The organism is Streptococcus rubneri (assembly GCF_004785935.1).
GTDB classification, from domain to species: domain Bacteria; phylum Bacillota; class Bacilli; order Lactobacillales; family Streptococcaceae; genus Streptococcus; species Streptococcus rubneri.
In genome coordinates this window covers 770443-789105 of the sequence record NZ_SRRP01000001.1, presented here as the reverse complement: position 1 = coordinate 789105, position 18663 = coordinate 770443, and the positions used below count along the sequence as shown (strand labels likewise).

Below are 18663 nucleotides of genomic sequence, written 5' to 3'. Positions count from 1 at the left end.
GAATCATGTCAAAAACATATGAAATTACAGGAATGAAATGCCAAGGTTGTGCCAATGCTGTCACTGAAAAACTATCTTCTGTAAAAGGCGTAGAAGAAGTAAGTGTCGATTTAGAAAAGAATCAAGTAACCATTGAAGGGAAACCTTGGAAATGGGCCTTGACCCGAGCTCTAAAAGGTAGTAAATATGAACTGGGTAAGCAAGTAAACCATTAAAATAAATGGAGTGTAACAGAAGGTGAAAAATAATCCTTATCTGTTACACTTCTTTTCTTTTTAATGAAAGAGGGAGGATTAGAACGACTCCTTCAATACTGGAATCTGGTAAAGCTGTCAAGGCTAGGTGCTGTCCACTGAAATAATTGTATAGAAAATTATAAATTGTAGAGATTTTGTTATCAAAATGTCATATGGATAGGCACGAACGAATAGAAAAAAAAGCCAATCTGTGATATAATAGATACGGTATTTTTACCGAATGATTGAAAGAGCTAATACTGATTAATATGAAAAAAATTATTATTAATGGAGGTCGCCCCCTAAAAGGAGAGGTGACCATTAGTGGTGCAAAAAATAGTGTCGTGGCCCTCATTCCGGCGACGATTTTATCAGATGAAATCGTGACCCTTGATGGGGTTCCAGATATCTCGGATGTTGCTAGTTTGATTGAAATCATGACCCTGATGGGTGCGACTGTGGAGCGAGATGGAGAAACCTTGGTCATTGATCCGCGTGGTGTTAAAGATATGCCAATGCCGTTTGGAAAGATCAATAGTCTTCGGGCCTCTTATTATTTCTATGGTAGTCTATTAGGGCGGTATGGTCGTGCGACAGTTGGTCTTCCTGGAGGATGTGATTTAGGTCCTCGTCCAATTGATCTCCACCTTAAAGCTTTTGAGGCGATGGGGGCCCAGATGACCATGGATGGTACCAGCATGAACTTATCTACCAATGGTGAGCAATTACACGGCACTGGGATCTATATGGATACCGTCAGTGTTGGTGCGACCATTAATACAATTCTCGCTGCGGTGAAGGCAAAGGGGCGTACGGTTATTGAAAATGCGGCCCGTGAACCTGAAATTATTGACGTCGTGACCCTTTTGAACAATATGGGGGCTCATATCCGTGGTGCCGGTACAGACATAATCACCATTGAAGGGGTTGATTACCTACATGGGACTCGTCACCAAGTGATTCCTGACCGGATTGAAGCAGGGACCTATATCGCCATGGCAGCTGCTATTGGACAAGGAATCCAAATTAATAATGTCCTTTATGAACACTTAGAAAGCTTTATTGCAAAACTAGAGGAGATGGGGGTTCGGATGATCATCTCTGAAGATAGCATTTTTGTCGAAAAACAAGAAGCACTGAGAGCTGTTCACATAAAAACCTCTCCGTATCCTGGATTTGCCACGGATTTGCAACAACCATTGACTCCTTTGCTTTTAACTGCAAATGGAAAAGGGACCATTATAGATACCATTTATCAAAAACGGGTCAACCATGTGGCTGAATTGATGCGCATGGGAGCAACCATTGAAACTGTTGGAGACCGTATCGTCTATCATGGACCAAATAAGTTGACTGGTGCACCTGTCAAAGCAACGGATTTACGGGCAGGAGCTGCTCTTGTGATTGCGGGATTGATGGCCGAAGGACAAACTGAGATTACCAATATTGAGTTTATCCTACGTGGCTATTCTCACATTATTGAGAAATTGCAACAATTAGGAGCAGACATCGCTCTTGTGGAAGAAGTATAAAGAAAGAAATTGATGAATATTTGGACGAAACTAGCTGCCTTCTCATTTTTTGAAACAGAGCGCCTCTTCTTGAGGCCCTTTCTATTCAGTGATGCAGCAGATTTTTATAAAATTTCTTCCAATCCCGAGAATCTTTCCTTTATTTTTCCAGCACAAGCCTCTCTTGAAGAATGTCGGTATGTCTTAGCCAATTACTTTTTAAGGAATCCCTTGGGAATTTGGGCTATCTGCGACAAGCAATCTGAGCAAATGATAGGTTCAATCAAGTTTGAAAAGTTAGATGAGATCAAAAGAGAAGCTGAACTTGGCTACTTTTTACATAAGGATTTTTGGGGGAAGGGTTTAATGACAGAGGCTGTCAAAGAGATTACCTTTTTGGCCTTTCAAGAGTTTCAACTCAAGCAAGTTCGAATCATCACCCACGTGGAGAATGTGGCTAGTCAGAAAGTAGCCTTACATGCAGGTTATTCGCTAAAGAGACAGTTTAAAGGAAGCGACCGCTATACCCGAAAGATGCGAGATTATTATGAATTTTGCATCGATAGAGGAGAATGGAATGAGTAAACATCAAGCTATTTTGGACTATTTAGAGAAGCTTCCAGTTGGAAAGCGCGTGAGTGTTCGAAGCATTTCTAATTATTTGCAAGTTAGTGATGGAACCGCTTATCGAGCGATCAAGGAAGCAGAGAATCGTGGAATTGTCGAAACTAGACCGCGAAGTGGTACGGTACGCGTTAAGTCTAAAAAAGCTGTCATAGAGCATCTGACCTTCCGTGAAATTGTTGAGATTACCAATTCTGAAGTTTTAGCAGGTCAAGAAGGGTTGGAGCGAGAATTCAACAAATTCTATATCGGAGCTATGACAGAAGAACACATTCTCGACTATGTATCAGAGGGAGGGCTCTTGATTGTTGGGGATCGGACCAATATTCAACGCTTAGCTCTGGAGCATGATAATGCTGTTTTGGTAACGGGTGGTTTTGAGGTTGATTCCTCTATTCTGGAGATGGGGAGTAAGGGGCAAATTCCGATTTTACGAACTAGCCATGATACCTATACCGTTGCGACCATGATCAACCGGGCCCTAGCCAATATGCAAATCAAGACAGATATTTTAACAGTAGAACAAGTCTATTCCCCAATGCACGAATATGGTTTTTTGCGGGAAACAGATACAGTTCGTGATTATCTAGACTTGGTACGCAAGAGCCGTTTTAGTCGCTTCCCTGTCGTCAACCAACACCAGATGGTAGTTGGAGTGGTGACCATGCGGGATGCAGGAGATAAGGCACCACAGACCACACTTGACAAGGTCATGTCACGAACTGTCTTTACAACGAATCTATCCTCAAGTATTGCTAATGTCAGTCAGCGGATGATTGCAGAAGATTTTGAGATGATTCCTGTTATTCGAGGCAATCAGACCTTGCTCGGAGTTATTACCCGTCGGGCTGTTATGGACCGGATGAGCAAGGAACAATTGTCTGGCTTACCAACTTTTAGTGAGCAAATCAGCCAAAAGGTAGTCCATCAAGCCAATCACTTTGAGCTAACAGTTGAACCTAGTATGCTTGAAAAAAGTGGGGTTCTCTCGAATGGTGTACTGACAGAAGTGTTGACAACTATCACTCGACAGCTAATGATGAATACAGGAAAGAACTTGATTATTGAACAACTCTTGGTTTATTATCTACAAGCTGTTCAGGTGGATGATACCCTACGAATCGAAACTCGAATTGTTCGCCAGACGAGACGGTCAGCTATTATTGATTTTGACCTTTACTTGAATTTGCAGTTGGTCTCTAAGGCGACAGTTACTTTGAAAATAAATTAGATTGGAATTACAAACATCATGATAACATTGAAATCACAACGTGAAATTGAAGCTATGGATCGTGCAGGAGACTTTCTTGCTAGTATCCATATCGGTTTACGTGATTTAATTAAGCCAGGTCTAGACCTTTGGGAAGTCGAAGAATATGTCCGCCGTCGTTGTAAGGAAGCCAATGTATTACCACTTCAAATTGGGGTAGAAGGCAGCGTGATGGATTATCCATATGCGACTTGTTGTGGCATCAATGATGAAGTAGCTCACGCCTTTCCTCGCCATTACATTTTGAAAGATGGTGACCTCTTGAAGGTGGATACGGTCTTATCAGAGCCATTAGACAAGTCAGTCGTCGACGTATCAAAGTTGAATTTTGATAATGTGGCACAAATGAAAAAGTATACCGAGAACTACTCTGGTGGTTTGGCAGATTCCTGTTGGGCATATGCGGTTGGAACTGTTTCTCAAGAAGTAAAAGACCTTATGGATGTAACCAAGGAGTGTCTCTACAAGGGGATTGAGCAAGCAGTTGTAGGAAATCGCATTGGAGATATCGGTGCGGCTATTCAGGAATATGCTGAAAGCAAAGGTTATGGTGTTGTCCGTGACTTAGTAGGTCATGGAGTTGGTCCAACCATGCATGAAGAACCAATGGTTCCCCACTATGGACGGGCGGGACGTGGTTTGCGTTTGCGTGAGGGCATGGTCTTGACCATTGAACCGATGATTAATACGGGTACATGGGAAATTGATACCGATATGAAGACAGGTTGGGCCCACAAGACATTAGATGGTGGACTATCTTGTCAGTACGAACATCAGTTTGTCATCACCAATGATGGTCCGGTCATTTTAACCAGTCAAGGTGAAGAAGGAACTTATTAAGAAATTGTAGAGGAAAGAATGGAGCTGAAGTCAAAGATCCGGTTTCGCTCTTTGCTCTTTTTTGATCTTGAGTTGGAAGGGGATCCTATGAAAAAGTTTATAAAATGGTTGCTCGAGCGACCGTTTATTAAGGGATTTATGCGCTTTTATATGGCTTCAGAATCGGATATCACAAGTATAGCAGTAGCCTATTATTTATTGATTTCTATTCTCCCCTTATTGCTGATTGCAGCCAATATCCTTCCCTATTTTAAAATTCGTCCGACACAGATTTTATTAACCCTGCGAGAAGTCTTACCGGCTTCTATGTATCGAATCGTCCTACAAGTGATTTCTAGTGTTTTGACGAAACCTTCTACTGGCTTGCTTAGCTTCTCTATCATTTCTGCATTATGGGTCTCCTCTCAATGCATTGCCTACTTGCAAAGGGCCTTTAATAAGAGTTATGGAGTGGAGAAGGAAAGGGGGATTATCTGGTCCAGAATTTTTAGTGTCCTGATTAGTTTTGCCTTACAAGGTTTATTTGGTCTCTCTTTACTTTTGACGATGTTTGGTCGCATGATTATTCGTTCAGTCTACCAATTTTTCGAGTTTGATGAAAGCCTTTATATCCGTCTCTTAACGATTACGGGGCCATCAGTTTATCTGCTTCTTTTTCTTACCCTACTCATGCTCTATTACACATTACCTAATATCAAAATTCCTAAGTTTCGCTATGTCTTCCCTGGGGCTATCTTTGTAACGGTGATTCTCTATGTAACCCTCAATATCTTCTGGAAGTATGTTGATCGTTATATTACTAATTTCTTGGATGCCCGTTTCTTCGGTTCAGTCCTCTTAGCGGTAATTATGTTTTGGTTTATTTTAGTTGCCAAGGTGCTGATTATCGGTTGCATTTTAAATGCTAGTGTGCAATATGCTATTGAAGCGAAATTTGAAACACGTGATGGTGATGTGGTGGCTAAATATCAATCGAGTCGCGTGGCTTTCCATCAGAAGAAATCCTCTTTTAAACGTCGTTTTCGTCTTAAGAAAATAGGAAAAAAGCCTGAGAAGGCTGAATAAGATTAGAATTGATTGTAAAAGTCAGGTGTTCCTGGCTTTTTTTAAAACATTTCTTTTGTTGCATTTGCAATAAAAATGTGTTAGACTATTTTTACGATGAAAGGAGGAAAACTATGACAATCCTACGGGAGATTGGTATTATTGCACGTGCCCTGGATTCTATAGCCAATATTGAATTTCGTGATTTGGAACTTGCTAGAGGTCAGTATCTCTATCTGGTTCGTATTGGAGAAGAACCAGGGATTATTCAAGAGGAATTATCAGATCGGCTAAAGGTAGATCGTTCCACAGTAGCCCGGTCTGTCAAAAAATTAGCCGATAAAGGATTAATAGAGGATCTAAAAGATAATACTAATCAAAAGTCCAAACAGTGGTTTCTTACGGAGAAGGGGAAAGCAGTTTATCCTTTTATTCTTGCAGAGCATCAGTATTCAGAGAAAATAGCTTTAGAAGGTTTTTCTAAAGAAGAAGCTATACAATTAGAAAAGTGGTTAGCTAAGGTAAGGATGAATGTTGCAGCTGATTGGGGATTGGTGAAAAAAGGTCAAAAAAGAAACTATAGTGAGGAAAAGAAATGAAATTTACAGTAGATCAAGAGTTTTGGGACTTATTTCCCCAAGCACAAGTAGTAGTGATGACAGTAGAAGGTATTGACAATCATGTCGATGAGAGCAAGGATCCTTATTTTAAGGATCTGCTCGACAAGGGAGTCGCACGATCAAAAATCTTCATTGATGATGAACAATTCACTGCCAGCCCTGTTGTTCAGGAATGGCGTCAGGCATTTACAAAATTTAAGACCAAAAAGGGAGCCCGTTCTTCCATTGAAGCTTTATTGAAACGTGTTTCGCAAGGACGGGAGTTTTATCCCATCAATCCGTTAGTGGATCTGTATAATAGTGTATCTCTTGCCTATGCTATCCCATGTGGTGGTGAGGATATGGAAAAATTAGCTGGAGGCTTATCTTTAGGGAAAGCCAAGGGTGGAGAGCCATTCTTCCCATTAGGAGCTGAGGAAGATGCTCCAGCTTTGCCGGAAGAGATCATCTATTATGACCAAGAAGGGGCTGTTTGCCGTTGTTTGAATTGGAGGGAAGCTCAAAGGACCATGCTGACAGAAGAAACTAATAGGGCTATTCTTGTGATGGAAGCAGTGACTGAAGAACAAGCAGAACGTGCCAAAGAAGCGATGGAAGAATTAAAAGTTTTGGTAAAGGACTATTTTGGAATAGAGGGAAAAATTTACCAACTAACAGCTCAACAAACGAGCCTAGATGTATAAAAAAATCGTCAGGAACAGTGTGTTTCTGACGATTTTTATAAATGTAGAGATTTTTATTTCTTGTTTCGGAAGACGAAGACTTTACTAAAAATATAATTGAGCACAATAATCAAAACTTGGGCAAAGATGGTTTCAATACCGTTAATAGCAGAACGATTCATGTTTACAAACTGACCAATAATCTGAGGATACTGAGTGACAAAAAGGAAGGTTAAAAGGACATCAAGTAGAAGAGTTCCAAGACGGGCAATTCCAAAAGCGATCAGTCTTTTGAACCAGCCCTTTCTCTCTTGCTTAAAAACGATGGTGTCATTGGTGACAAAGGCAAAGATAATCCCAGCAATATTTCCAATGATGGTAGCTAGCTGTTCTTGGTCAGTCCAGTGAAAAACTAGGAGCCGAGTAGAGACAGCAACCAGAGTGGTCGCCACACCAAAAAAGAGGTAGGCCAAGACTTCATTATCAAAAAAAATTTTTATATAGCTTTTCATACCATTTAGTCTATCATAATTCTATTTTTTATGCTATACTTGAAAGGTTGATTTACTTATCTCTTTTCCAAGGCTGAGAGAGATAGGAGCAACCCTTGGTGCTTAGCTTCTTTCACCAAGCATATTACACGCGGGAAAACCGCTAAAGGAGAAAATGATGAAAAACTATTCTGTTCGTGACATGGCCCAGATTGCCCTTGTCGCAGCCCTCTATGTTGTTTTGACCATTACGCCACCCTTGAATGCTATTGGGAGTAATGAGATCCAATTTCGTGTCTCTGAAATGCTCAATTTTATGGCTTTCTACAATCGGAAATATATCCTTTCATTGACAATTGGATGTATGATCTCGAACTTCTTAAGTTTTGGGATAATCGATGTGGTTGTTGGTGGTGGATCTACCTTGGTCTTCGTCACACTTGGGGTTTATCTATTTAAACGATTTGAAAAGGAAGAGCTTTTTAATGGATGGATTCGCAAGGATCATTTCTATTTCTCTATTTTCTTTGCCCTTTCTATGTTCACGATTGCTTTAGAATTGCATATCCTTAATGGTACTCCGTTCTTCTTAAATTGGTTAACCACCGGTATAGGAGAGTTTGCTTCCCTTATTGTAGGAGCGATTCTGATCAAACGTATTTCAAATCAAATTGATTTAACTCAATAAAGTACGAGTCTGAAGCATTGCTTCAGGCTTTTTTTGGTCATTGAAGAAGGTTTTTGGACGAGAAGCAAAAAAATGCTATTTTTTCTAGCAGGAAATAATCAGAAAGCCCACAGTATAGGCTTTTTATGGTAAAATAGAAGCATGGAAGCCAGAATAAAAGAGTTAGTAAATTTACTCAACCAATATGCGGAAGAATATTATACAAAGGATGCCCCATCAGTATCTGATCAAGAGTATGATCGTCTATACCGTGAACTAGTGGAATTAGAAGAAGCCTACCCAGAATTGATCCAAAAAAATAGCCCAACACATCGGGTGGGAGGGACGATTCTAACAGGATTTGAAAAATACCAGCATGAGTATCCACTTTATAGTTTGCAGGATGCATTCTCCTACGAGGAATTGGTTAGTTTTGATCAACGGGTTCGCAAAGAATTTCCAGCAGTCACCTATGTGTGTGAATTAAAAATAGATGGTCTGTCGATTTCACTAACCTATGTGGATGGCGTTTTACAGACTGGAGCTACACGTGGGGACGGAAGCGTCGGAGAAAACATCACAGAGAATCTCAAGCGGGTTCGAGATATTCCTTTAGTCCTGCCGGAGCCAGTTAGTCTGACAGTGCGTGGAGAGTGTTATATGCCACGTGCATCTTTTGATGCTGTGAATTTGATTCGACAAGAGAATGGGGAGGCAGAGTTTGCCAATCCTCGAAATGCTGCAGCAGGTACCTTAAGACAGTTAGATACTAAGATTGTTGCGGAGCGCAAGCTTGCTACCTTCCTCTATAATGAAGCTAGCCCGACAGATTGTACCAGTCAGGAAGCTGTTTTGGAAAAACTTAGTGGTTTGGGCTTTGTAGTTAATCCAAATCGCAAAATCGCTAATAGTATCGAAGAGGTTTGGGATTTTATTCAAGAGGTTGCAGATACTCGAGATCAGCTTGCTTACGATATCGATGGTGTAGTCATTAAGGTCAATGACCTGGCACTTCAAGAAGAACTTGGTTTTACCGTGAAAGCACCTAAATGGGCAGTGGCTTATAAGTTTCCTGCAGAGGAAAAAGAGGCCCAGCTTTTATCAGTGGACTGGACGGTTGGTCGGACAGGTGTGGTGACTCCAACAGCTAATTTGACTCCGGTTCAATTAGCAGGGACGACAGTTAGTCGGGCGACCCTCCATAATGTAGATTATATCGCAGAAAAAGATATTCGAAAAGATGATACGGTTATTGTCTATAAGGCCGGAGATATTATCCCTGCTGTTTTGCGGGTTGTTATGGATAAGCGGGTTTCAGACGAAAAATTAGCGATTCCAAGCCACTGTCCAAGCTGTCAGAGTGAACTCCTCCATTTTGAAGATGAAGTGGCCTTGCGCTGTATCAATCCTCTCTGTCCAGCTCAAATCAAGGAAGGTTTGGCCCACTTTGCTAGTCGGGATGCCATGAATATCACAGGCTTGGGACCAGCAGTGGTAGAAAAACTTTTTGCTAAGGAACTGGTTCAGGATGTAGCAGGCATTTATCGTCTTACTAAGGAAGACCTCTTACAATTAGAGGGCTTTAAAGAAAAATCTGCTCAGAAATTGGTAGATGCTATTCAAGCTTCTAAGTCTAATTCTGCTGAAAAACTATTATTTGGTTTGGGAATTCGTCATGTAGGAAGTAAGGCCAGTCAACTTTTACTTCAAGAATTTCATTCTATCCCAGCTATAGCAGAGGCGGACAGTGAGAAGATTGCAGCCATCGATAGTCTAGGAATGGTGATTGCAGAAAGTCTCAAGCGTTATTTTGCCCTAGAGGGCACACAAATTCTTTTAGATGAACTTAAGGTAGCTGGCGTAAACTTAGACTACCTTGGTCAAAAAGCTGCAGCGGATGCCCCACTAGCTGGAAAGACAGTTGTCCTAACTGGAAAACTCGAACGGTTAACGCGTTCAGAAGCTAAAGCAAAACTTGAAGCCTTAGGGGCTAAAGTAACAGGATCCGTATCCAAGAAGACAGATTTAGTCGTCGCAGGTAGTGATGCGGGAAGCAAATTAAGCAAAGCTCAGGAATTGTCCATCGAGGTACAGGATGAGGCCTGGCTTGAAAGTTTATAGAGGCATGTATGGAAGATAGAATTAAAAAAGCACGCGTAATTTATAATCCTACCTCTGGTCAGGAAATCATCAAGAAGAACATCGCAGAAGTATTGGATGTTTTAGAAGATGTGGGCTATGAAACTAGTGCCTACCAGACGACTCCTGAGCCTTTGTCAGCTCAACGGGAAGCTGAACGGGCAGCCAAAGCAGGCTTTGATTTAATTATTGCGGCGGGTGGAGATGGGACTATCAATGAAGTCGTTAATGGGGTTGCTGGTCTAGATCACCGGCCTAAAATGGCTTTTATTCCAACCGGAACCACCAATGATTATGCTCGAGCTCTGAAGATTCCTATGGGAGATCCTGTTGCAGCGGCTCGCATTATAGAGAAGAACCAAACGATTAAAATGGATATTGGTCGTGCATTTGGAATCAAATACTTTATTAATATTGCTGCAGCTGGGACTTTGTCAGAATTAACCTTTAGTGTGCCAAGTGATGTCAAATCCCGTTATGGCTATTTTGCCTATGTAGCAGAGGCTGTAAAGAAGCTTCCTAAAAATAAGACTCGTAAAGTTCGGATTGAACATGACAATGGAGTGTATCTTGGGCCAGTATCCCTCGTTTTCGTAGCTTTAACGAATTCTATTGGAGGGTTTGAAAGTGTGGCACCAGATGCTAAGCTGGATGATGGTAATTTTACATTGATTATGGTCAAGACTGCTAAACTATTTGATATGCTATCCCTCATAATGCAAGCTGTAAATGGTGGCAAACATGTCAATGATTCCAATGTTGAATACCTGAAAACCTCCAAATTGAAAATTGAAGTTTTGGACAATAAAGAAGAGTTGAAAATCAACTTGGATGGAGAATATGGGGGTGATACGCCAGTGGAGCTAGAAGTCTTCCACAATCACCTAGAGTTTTTTGCCAACATCGATGAAATAAATGACAATGCATTGGTTCATGCAGTTTATCAAGCAGAAGAACAATAGATCAAAATTGCGGAGAGTGGGCAAAGCCTCGTTCTTCTTTCAAACGGAAATGAGAAATAGGAAAATAGAAAGATGCATCAGTATCAAGTGAAAGTTCATTACCATCATCCGGTCGGAGATTATTTCTCACGGGATATGTGGAAATGGCATGAAGGGGTCTGGGGAGAGGAAGTCTCTTTCTCGAAACTAGATTATTTTGGAGTTGAAGGGAAGCTTGTCTATCGTAGTGAAAAACCACTGCAATCTGGGCATGTCATCTTCAAAGAAGGCAATTGGGTGAGTCAATCGGATGAATACCAAATCGAATTACTGCCTGAAGGGCGTGTCAGAGAAGTTTGGTTGATCCAAGGGGATGATACGGTGTATTATTCCTTGCAGGCAGCGATGACCAGTCATGAGTATAGTAGACGTAAGCCACATGCTTTTGATATGGCCACTCATCATGAAGAGTTCGATGCTCAATGGGCCTACCAAGGATGGTTGGGCTACCGTGAAGAGGAGAATGAATACCGCTTCAAATTATGGGCTCCAACAGCTAATAAGGTTGACCTCCTGATTTATGACTCCGTAGCGAATGATAGCCAAGTTTGGAAGGTTGTCCCAATGGTTCATGGACAGAGGGAAACCAGTGACCATATGAGGAATAATTGTGGGGTCTGGTATGCGGATATCTTAGGTAATCTTAGTGGACTATCCTATCAGTATAAGGTCTATTTTGACTACCATACAGAAATTGCGCGTGACCCCTATACGATTGCCACTAGTGAAAATGGCAAAAAATCCGCTATTCTTTCCAATCGTGATCGTGTCTTTGCCCCATTTCAATCAGAAGCCTATGAGCGTGCAGACTGGCGCCTAGAAAATCCTTGTCAGGCAGTCATCTATGAGATGCATGTACGAGATTTGACTATCTCTCCAAGTTCTGGTGTCGATCAAGCCTATCGAGGGACTTATCGAGGAGCTCACCAAACAGGAACTAAGAATGCTCAGGGTGATGCCACTGCTTTTGATTACATTAAGGAATTAGGGGTCAATGTGGTTCAACTGCAACCAGTTAGTGACCGCTATAAGAGCTATGATGAAGAGGGGAATGTTCTCTATAACTGGGGTTATGATGTACAGAATTATTCTGCACCTGAGACTTGCTATTCAACCAAGCCAGAAGATCCTAAGACCACCATGCGGGAACTGAAAGAATTGATTCACGCCTACCATGAAGCTGGAATTTCGGTTGTCATGGATGTCGTTTATAATCACATTTATTCGACGGAGGATGGAGCTTTTCAAACTACTGTGCCGGATTACTATTACCGGATGAATCCTAATGGTTCCTTCCAGAATGGAACAGGTGTTGGTAACGAAACTGCTAGTGAACATGAAATGTACCGTAAGTTCATGATTGATTCACTGACTCATTGGGTAACGGAATACAAGATTGATGGTTTCCGCTTTGACTTGATGGGGATTCATGATGTGGATACCATGAATGAAATTCGTGAAGCTATGGATGCTATAGACCCACGCATTCTCCTATACGGAGAAGGTTGGGACATGGGGACCGGCTTAGCACCAAAAGATAAGGCCAAGAAAGACAATGCCTATCAATTAGCTGAAATTGGTTTCTTTAATGATAGTGCTCGTGATGCTATTAAGGGAGCAGAGGTCTTCGGATCCATCAAACGAGGCTATGTTAGTCGGAAGTCAACGGAAGATATTATCGCACGTTCTGTTTTAGGCAGCGCTGAGTTGGGATCCTTCTTAACACCTAGCCAAGTTCTCAACTATGTTGAGGCCCATGATAATTACAACCTACACGATTTGCTTTCTTATGTCCATCCAACTGATTCCAAAGAACAAATTAAGAAACAGATAGAAGTGGCGACAGCTATGAACCTCCTCTTCCAAGGCATGTGCTTTATGCAGGTCGGCCAAGAGTTCCTGCGTACCAAGTTGGTTGCAACAGGAGAAGATGGAGAGGTAACAGCCCAAGATAGAGAAAGGGCTATGAACTCTTTTAATGCTCCAGATGCGGTCAACCAAGTTGATTGGAATCTGGTTTCTGTGCACAAAGATACCATTGACTATGTTCGTCGATTAATCAAGCTCAAGAAAACTCTTCCTGTCTTCTCACTAGATTCTTATGAAGATATTTACCAGCATGTCTTTGTCCATACAGCTGATATGGGAAGTGGTGTTGTTGTATTTGAACTTAACTGGGATAAACGATATCTAGTTATCTTCAATACTAGCGGTTTGCCATTCTATCTACAGAATGCCGACCAACTTCATCTCTTGGTCGGGAATAGCCGACACAAACGTCCATTCTACGTTGAAAATTTGACAGCCTCTGTCTTTGAATGGAAAAAATCAGATAAAAAATAATAAGGTTGGGAATTCCCAACCTTATTTTTTTTCTGATGAAGAGGATGAAGAAGAACTCGAACTATCCGAACCTGACGATCCACTTGAGGAAGAGGGGCTAAACTGTTCTGGATGGAGCTCTTTGTAGCTTGGAGCTTTGAAGAGATCAACCGTTGATTGATTGCCTCTCTGGCTATAAAGACTGGTTGATTCGACTCCTTTCTCTTTTTCGATTTTCTTCAAGGCTTTCATCGAATTATTGTAAGAGTAATCATCTGGATTAACTTTTCCAAGATCATTTCCAGTATAGAAGCGGAGGAGATCTCCTGTTTGGATACAATCACTGATCTGAAGCTGAAGATTGGCTGCCTCTCGGATTTTATCAAGTTGCTCTTTCGTTGTTTCATCCGGATTGGTAATCTCTTCGCCTGTTTTAGTATAATAGGTGCGCCCACTATAACTTGTATACTCTGGTGTTACAAAATAGTTAGAAGAACGGAATGCTACGATCTGACTGTGAGCAGGTGACAGGAGGTCTTGTCCGACTTGAAGGAAGTTCTTCGAATCAATTCCTAACAGGTGTTCCAATGTTGGAAGCATATCAATCTCACCACCGTAAGTTTCAATCACTTTCCCCTTGTCCATACCTGGAATCACTACCATATAAGGCACGCGTTGCAACATAGCATTGTCATAGCTAGACCAAGTTTCAGAATTCTTATCTAGCAAAGGAGCTAGAGCTGGATTCCGAGAGTTTGAAATACCATAGTGGTCACCGTACAAAACGATAATGGATTTCTCATATAAGCCAGAAGCTTTGAGATAATCGAAGAAGGCCTTAATGGATGAATCTAGATAATTGGCTGTTGCGAAATAACCATTAATGGTTTCATCCTGCGTTTCAGCTAGAGGGAATCCAATTTCATCGCCAATTAAACTGGTTGTATAAGGATAATGATTGGAAACCGTAATGAACTTCGTATAAAACGGTTGTTGCATGTGTTCCAAGTACTTGATAGAATCCTTCAACATGATCTTGTCGTTGAGTCCATATTGGAAGGAGTTGGTATCATCTTGCTTGGTAAAGTATGAGGCATCAAAGAAGTAATGGTAGCCCCATTGTTTATAGGCTGTATTACGATTCCAGAAGCTTCCTGCATTTCCGTGGAAAACAGCACTGGATTGATAGCCATTTTTAGAAAGAATGAAGGGTGCGGCTTGCTGGGTATTGGTACCACCATAGTTAACCATGAAGGAACCCTGGTTCAATCCGAACAAGCCCGTTTCAATCATCGTCTCTGCATCAGATGTCTTTCCAGCTTTTACCTGGTTAAAAACATTGGCAAATGCAAAGGTTTCATTTGAATGATAGAGCGAGTTGATAAAAGGGGTCACTTCGTATTCTTTGTCATCGATTTTTAATTTGTAATCGATCAAGAATTGTTGGAAACTTTCCAAGTGAATATAGATGACATTACGACCTTTAGCAAGACCGAAGGTTTCAGGATTTGGTTGAGCGTAATGACTAGCAACATACTCTTCAACTGGCTGCAAATCAACTTCTGATGCTTTGGAGCGTTCTTTGTTGGCCATGTAGGTCTGGTTAGCACTATAACCCAAGAAGGCCGGTAAACCAAGAGCACGAACAACATAGTAGTTAGAGAAGCCACGAGTCAATAATTCAGGCCGATCAATCTCAGCTAGGAAAAGGTTAGCCGAAAAGAGCATGGCAGATAAAGAAGTTACTGCAAAACTTGCCCGTTTATTAAAAGGGCGACGATCCAGCTTGACCAATTTCTTTATAAAGAGGAAAGCTAGAATCGGGAAATCAAGAATATAGATGACATCCCAAGGTCGGAATAATTCCAATGCAGCAGCTCCAAGACCAGCAGATACCTTACTAGAAGCTAGCATGGTATTGACCGTTACAAAATCTGTAAATTCTCGGTAGTAGATCGAATTGGAAATCAGCCAGATAAAAAGAAGGACATAGATTGTGAAGGCTATAAAATAAAACCGTTTGGTTCCTTTAATATAAAAAGCTAGTCCAATTAATAAAAGACTAATGGGAATAGGGTTGATCACTGCCAGAAATACTTGGTAGAATCCTTGAATATCTAAATTAAAGTCTACTGTATATGCCCACATGGTTTTAAACCAATAAAGCAAGAGTAGGGTCAAGACAAATCCTAGTCTGGTACTCATAAGATTGAGTATCTTTTGGGTAATTTTTTTCACAAAAATATACTTCCTTGTCTTATTTCCTAAAAATTTTCTTACATCAGTATACCATAATTTATAACGATTTGAAAATAAAGGCCTTTTATCTTATGCTATTTTAATGTGAATTAGTGATTGAAACGGAGATTAAATAAACAAATTAATCTCTTGTGTCAAACTGTTTGTAAAGGAAAAAGAAAAGACTCATTTAATAAGAAGTGACTTTGTGAATTTTCAAAAAATTTGTTATAATATAAGCCATGAGAAAGCTGACAGTAAACCGACAAGTTGAGAAGAAAATTCAAAAAGGTCATAAAATTTTAGAAAAAATTGACTTTGAAGAACTACCCATTGAGAACCAATTAGTAGAACTGGTATCTGGGTCAGGTCGTTCTTTGGGGACGGCTTACTTGTCCGAGCAAAATAAGGGTATAGGCTGGGTTCTTTCTTCTCAAAAGATTTCGCTAGATCAAGCTTATTTTACTAAGCTATTTAGCCAAGCCAAGGCTAAGCGTCAGTCTTACTATCAATCGGATTTAGATACAGCTTTTCGTCTCTTTAATCAAGAAGGAGATGGATTTGGTGGTTTAACCGTAGATCTCTATGGAGACTATGCTGTCTTTTCTATCTATAATCATTTTGTATTCAGTATCAGAGAGCTATTAGTTGCAGCTTTTCAGGAAGTCTTTCCAGAGGTTTTAGGGGGATATGAAAAGATTCGCTTTAAAGCTCCAGGTTATGAGTCGGCCCATCTCTTCGGCCAAGAAGCTCCAGAGACCTTCTGTATTTTAGAAAATGGAGTTCACTATCAAGTCTTTCTAAATGATGGCTTGATGACTGGGATTTTCTTAGATCAACACGAAGTACGTGCCAGCTTAGTAGATGGCTTAGCTACGGGGAAATCTCTTTTGAACATGTTTTCTTATACCGCGGCCTTTTCTGTAGCTGCAGCGATGGGGGGAGCATTAGAGACAACTTCTGTGGATCTCGCCAAGCGTAGTAGAGAACTATCAGAAGCTCACTTTTTGGCAAACGGATTAGAGTTGGACCAGCATCGCTTAATTGTGATGGATGTCTTTGATTTTTATAAGTATGCCAAACGTCATGAATTGTCTTATGACGTGATTGTTCTAGATCCACCGAGTTTTGCTCGTAATAAGAAGAGGACTTTCTCGGTGGCAAAAGACTATCATAAATTGATTGAACAATCTCTAGAAATCCTAAATCCTAAAGGAATTCTGATTGCTAGCACCAATGCTGCCAATGTCAGTCGAGATAAATTTAAAAAGGAAATTGAAAAGGGCTTTAAAGGCCGGAAACATCGCTATATCAGTGAGGTCGGACTTCCAGCTGATTTTCGATACAACGAAAAAGAAGAAAGTAGTAATTACTTAAAAGTATTTACGATTAGGGTGGATGAATGAAATTAGTTGTTTCTGTAATGCCTAGAAATTTGGAGGACGCTCAGGCTCTCGATGCCAGTCGCTATCAAGATGCAGATGTCATCGAATGGCGGGCAGACTTCTTGGATAAGAATGATATTCTACCGGTTGCACCTGCAATTTTTGAAAAATTTGCGGGGCGTGAAATTTTGTTTACCCTGCGGACTCGTCCAGAGGGAGGACAAATTGATCTCTCAGGTGATGAATATGTATCGATTATCCACGATATCAATACGATCTACCATCCAGATTATATAGATTATGAATATTTTAGTCACAAAGTTGAGTTTGAACAGATGATGAATTATTCCAATCTGTGCCTCAGCTATCATAATTTCCAGGAAACTCCTGAAAATATGATGGAGATTATGTCGGAGTTAACCAGCTTTACCCCTAAATTGGTCAAGGTATCTGTCATGGCTCATACCGAGCAGGATGTTCTCGATTTGATGAACTATACACGTGGCTTTAAAACGCTAAATCCAGAACAAGAGTTCGTCACCATTTCTATGGGGAAAATCGGCCGAATCTCTCGCATTGCTGCCGATTTAACTGGTTCGGTTTGGTCCTATGCAAGTGTTGGAGAAGAAAGTGCACCAGGTCAAATTAGTTTAACTAGCATGCACAAAATTCGGGAGATTCTAAATGGAGATTGATGGCTATACGCGAATGGCGGCCGTGATTGCCAATCCCATTCGTCATAGTATCTCACCCTTTATTCACAATCAGGCTTACCAACTAACCGCAACCAATGCAGTCTATCTTGCTTGGGAAGTGGAAGAAGAACAAGTTGAACCAAGTCTTCAACAGTTACGAGTACTCGATATGTTGGGCGCCAATATTTCCATGCCCTATAAGAAAAAGGTCTTGCCATTTTTAGATCAGGTAGATGGAAGCGCGCAACTTATTGGTTCGGTCAATACAATTGTTCAGAAAGATGGTTGTTTAACAGGCTACAATACAGACGGACTTGGTTTTCTAAAGAGTCTCCCCAAGACTTTTTCAATAAAGAATAAGAAACTTGTCCTTTTAGGAGCGGGTGGGGCTGCGACTGCTATTGTCGTAGAGGCTATTCGGCAAGGAGTTGGAGAGATTCATTTATTTGTTCGTCCAGAAAGTTTAACCAAGTATCAAGCTATCTTTTCTCCACTATCCCAAGCTCTTGCTTTTTCAATTGTCCTCCATGACTTATCCAGTCGGGATCAGTTGAATGCAACGATAGAAGGGACGGGTTTACTGATTAATGCTACAGGACTTGGAATGGATGGGGCTACTCTCCCTATTCCGAAAGACTTTAACTTTCCTAAAGGATGCCTAGTGGCTGACTTAGCTTATTTTCCCGCCAAGACACCTTTTCTTCAATTAGCAGAAGAACAAGGGGTTAGTTGTTTAAATGGTTTGGGAATGCTGTTTTATCAAGCAGAGCTTGCTTTTGAGTTGATGACCTCTACAAAGTTTCCGGAAGAAGAAGTATGGCAAGCCTTAAAGTCCAACTTTCCTAATTATGTATTAGAAAATGATGTTAGAAAACAGAAAAACTTAGTTAAGTAGCCTCTGTTTTCTATTTTTATACA

17 protein-coding genes and 1 riboswitch are annotated in these 18663 nt (G+C 40.8%); of the genes, 15 read left to right on the top strand and 2 right to left on the bottom strand.

The features are described from left to right. Positions 1-5: 5 nt before the first annotated feature. From E5S68_RS04065 to E5S68_RS04030, 8 genes are all read left to right on the top strand, one after another. Positions 6-215, top strand: a complete 210-nt coding sequence (locus E5S68_RS04065; RefSeq protein ID WP_135782453.1) for a heavy-metal-associated domain-containing protein — start codon at positions 6-8, stop codon at positions 213-215. A gap of 290 nt (positions 216-505) precedes the next feature. Continuing rightward, complete coding sequence (locus E5S68_RS04060) at positions 506-1768, top strand: UDP-N-acetylglucosamine 1-carboxyvinyltransferase (RefSeq protein ID WP_135782452.1); 1263 nt, start codon at positions 506-508, stop codon at positions 1766-1768. Between the two features lie 12 nt (positions 1769-1780). After that, positions 1781-2332 carry a GNAT family N-acetyltransferase gene (locus E5S68_RS04055; protein WP_135782451.1) on the top strand — a complete coding sequence of 184 codons (552 nt, stop codon included), beginning with the start codon at positions 1781-1783 and terminating at the stop codon, positions 2330-2332. After that, positions 2325-3602 (top strand): CBS-HotDog domain-containing transcription factor SpxR, encoded by a 1278-nt coding sequence (spxR, locus tag E5S68_RS04050; protein ID WP_135782450.1) that lies wholly within the window; start codon positions 2325-2327, stop codon positions 3600-3602. Before E5S68_RS04055 ends, spxR begins: the two co-directional genes overlap by 8 nt. Positions 3603-3620: 18 nt before the next feature. Next, on the top strand, positions 3621-4481 hold the full coding sequence (locus tag E5S68_RS04045) for a methionyl aminopeptidase (RefSeq protein WP_135782449.1): 861 nt from the start codon (positions 3621-3623) through the stop codon (positions 4479-4481). An 87-nt stretch (positions 4482-4568) separates the two neighbouring features. After that, positions 4569-5546, top strand: a complete 978-nt coding sequence (locus E5S68_RS04040; RefSeq protein WP_135782448.1) for a YihY/virulence factor BrkB family protein — start codon at positions 4569-4571, stop codon at positions 5544-5546. A 113-nt stretch (positions 5547-5659) separates the two neighbouring features. After that, positions 5660-6124 carry a MarR family winged helix-turn-helix transcriptional regulator gene (locus E5S68_RS04035; RefSeq protein WP_135782447.1) on the top strand — a complete coding sequence of 155 codons (465 nt, stop codon included), beginning with the start codon at positions 5660-5662 and terminating at the stop codon, positions 6122-6124. Beyond that, the gene (locus E5S68_RS04030; RefSeq protein WP_135782446.1) at positions 6121-6828 is read left to right on the top strand and encodes a B3/B4 domain-containing protein; all 708 of its coding nucleotides are present in this window, start codon (positions 6121-6123) and stop codon (positions 6826-6828) included. Before E5S68_RS04035 ends, E5S68_RS04030 begins: the two co-directional genes overlap by 4 nt. A 53-nt stretch (positions 6829-6881) precedes the next feature. Here E5S68_RS04030 and E5S68_RS04025 read toward each other — a convergent pair whose 3' ends face one another. Next, positions 6882-7319 (bottom strand): GtrA family protein, encoded by a 438-nt coding sequence (locus tag E5S68_RS04025; RefSeq protein WP_135782445.1) that lies wholly within the window; start codon positions 7317-7319, stop codon positions 6882-6884. A gap of 29 nt (positions 7320-7348) precedes the next feature. Beyond that, a riboswitch (PreQ1 riboswitch) is annotated at positions 7349-7479 on the top strand. Here E5S68_RS04025 and E5S68_RS04020 point away from each other — a divergent pair. The 4 genes from E5S68_RS04020 (at position 7477) to pulA (ending at position 13448) form a co-directional block, all read left to right on the top strand. Beyond that, positions 7477-7986 carry a QueT transporter family protein gene (locus E5S68_RS04020; RefSeq protein ID WP_135782444.1) on the top strand — a complete coding sequence of 170 codons (510 nt, stop codon included), beginning with the start codon at positions 7477-7479 and terminating at the stop codon, positions 7984-7986. Its footprint overlaps the riboswitch before it by 3 nt. A 141-nt stretch (positions 7987-8127) precedes the next feature. Continuing rightward, on the top strand, positions 8128-10086 hold the full coding sequence (gene ligA, locus E5S68_RS04015; RefSeq protein ID WP_135782443.1) for an NAD-dependent DNA ligase LigA: 1959 nt from the start codon (positions 8128-8130) through the stop codon (positions 10084-10086). Positions 10087-10094: 8 nt separating this feature from the next. Then, positions 10095-11066, top strand: a complete 972-nt coding sequence (locus E5S68_RS04010; RefSeq protein WP_135782442.1) for a diacylglycerol kinase family lipid kinase — start codon at positions 10095-10097, stop codon at positions 11064-11066. A 72-nt stretch (positions 11067-11138) separates the two neighbouring features. Further along, a complete protein-coding gene (pulA, locus tag E5S68_RS04005; protein WP_135782441.1) occupies positions 11139-13448 on the top strand; it encodes a type I pullulanase in 2310 nt (769 codons plus the stop codon). Positions 13449-13469: 21 nt separating this feature from the next. Here the strand turns inward: pulA and E5S68_RS04000 are convergent, their stop codons facing one another. After that, entirely contained in the window at positions 13470-15665 is a 2196-nt protein-coding gene (locus E5S68_RS04000) for an LTA synthase family protein (protein ID WP_135782440.1), read from the bottom strand. Positions 15666-15907: 242 nt separating this feature from the next. Between E5S68_RS04000 and E5S68_RS03995 the strand changes: the two genes are divergently transcribed. The 3 genes from E5S68_RS03995 to aroE are packed head-to-tail and all read left to right on the top strand — an operon-like array spanning position 15908 to position 18640. Then, the gene (locus E5S68_RS03995; protein ID WP_135782439.1) at positions 15908-17071 is read left to right on the top strand and encodes a class I SAM-dependent rRNA methyltransferase; all 1164 of its coding nucleotides are present in this window, start codon (positions 15908-15910) and stop codon (positions 17069-17071) included. Beyond that, positions 17068-17745, top strand: a complete 678-nt coding sequence (gene aroD / locus E5S68_RS03990) for a type I 3-dehydroquinate dehydratase (RefSeq protein WP_135782438.1) — start codon at positions 17068-17070, stop codon at positions 17743-17745. Before E5S68_RS03995 ends, aroD begins: the two co-directional genes overlap by 4 nt. Continuing rightward, positions 17735-18640: a shikimate dehydrogenase gene (gene aroE, locus E5S68_RS03985; protein WP_135782437.1), complete on the top strand. Its 906-nt coding sequence runs from the start codon at positions 17735-17737 to the stop codon at positions 18638-18640. Before aroD ends, aroE begins: the two co-directional genes overlap by 11 nt. Positions 18641-18663: the final 23 nt, after the last annotated feature.